General features: G+C 37.3%; 2 protein-coding genes. Both read left to right on the forward strand.

Features of this window, described 5'->3' with window-relative positions; genetic code table 11:
- Positions 1 to 107: 107 nt before the first annotated feature.
- Entirely contained in the window at positions 108 to 1,037 is a 930-nt protein-coding gene (locus ACTHSP_RS20540; protein WP_440346828.1) for a hypothetical protein, read from the forward strand.
- A 42-nt stretch (positions 1,038 to 1,079) separates the two neighbouring features.
- Positions 1,080 to 1,429, forward strand: a 350-nt coding sequence (locus ACTHSP_RS20545; protein ID WP_440346829.1) for a DUF6636 domain-containing protein, incomplete at its 3' end; no start/stop codon positions are given.

Below are 1,429 nucleotides of genomic sequence, written 5' to 3' on the forward strand. Positions count from 1 at the left end.
CTTCGTTTTACCGGTGGCGATCATTTAACCCCTAAAGATGGTTTTAAATATTATCTACATCAAGCTATGATGGTAAATGAATTGCGTGGGGGTATGGTGCATATGAAATGTCTAATGCTGTAAATGGTTCTAGTGGTCCAAGCTTTGGTGGAATTCAATTTGATGTGGGATCTAATAAAAATGGCCAAAAGTTATTAGAAAAAATACTTCATCATGCCAAAGATAATGCAGGAAATTCTTTTTTATCAGAATCTGAGATGACGCAGCTTCATCGGATATACAAACCATTTAATGATGTCAAGACTAAGGAAGGAAAGATAGCAACTCGGGGAATGAGTGATGAAGATAAAGCATTCTACAAGCAAATCAAGCCCAAATTGGATGCTGCTCTATCATCCCCGACAGGAATAAAATTAATTAATGAAAACTATAATGAAAATTTAGATGATAAAATTTTAAATGTAGAGGAAAAGATTAGTAATGTTAAAAATAAAGTAAATAGAGAATTTTTGAATAACAGCATGCAGGCAAAGGTCTTTATTGCGGATATTGGCAATCAATATGGTGCAAAAGTTAATGAGGCTCTTGTTAAGTTTATTACACAAACAGAAAAAGACAATGGAGTCACTTTGCCTGGAAATAAAACTGTAAAAGTGCATGGTCAGCTTGATATGGAAGATTTAAAAAATTTTCGTATGAGTACTGCATATGGAATCAAACACCCAGCAGATGCAAAACGTCGGGACGAAAACATCGAAAGAATCACAGCTCCAACTCGTCAGCAAGAACATTCCAAATCTTCTGAGGGTAATGAGAGACCAGCTGATAAACTTCAAGCTTTAATTCAAGGCTTTAAAAACGACAAAGATGGTACGTTCACAGCCAAAGCATTGGCTGACAATGCTGATGTGGTGGTAAACTTCAGAGCCGAACAGCAAGCGGTGTTGAAAGAGCGCAGCCAACAGCAGCATGAGGTTGCTAAAGATACGCTGCAGATTCAAGAAGAGCGCAGCTATGGCGGTAGATCGTTTAGTTAGAAAATATTTAATAACCTTAAACATCCTAATAGGAGTCTTTGTATGCAGAAATTATTTACTTTAATGTCATTAACTTTATCAGTTGCGGCTTGTGCTGTATCTCCAATGGAAGAAACTGAAGATGTGATAAATAGTGGACTATATAATATTGATTTTCGTGCTGGAAACGGTAGGATTTATTGCGGTGGTGATGCGAAAGTATCTGATTTGGCTCAGGGTGTATCATGTCTGACTGAAATTAAAGGTAAACCTGTTTTACCGCGCCCCAACGATTGCGAACTTGAATGGGGGGGAACATTCTTCTTGGGTAAAACTGGTAAAGCAGATATGGTTTGTCATAGTGACTTTCCTTTTAATCCCAAAGCCCGTATCTTGAAAAATGGAGAAACAGT

Source organism: Neisseria sp. P0001.S005, from assembly GCF_051963715.1.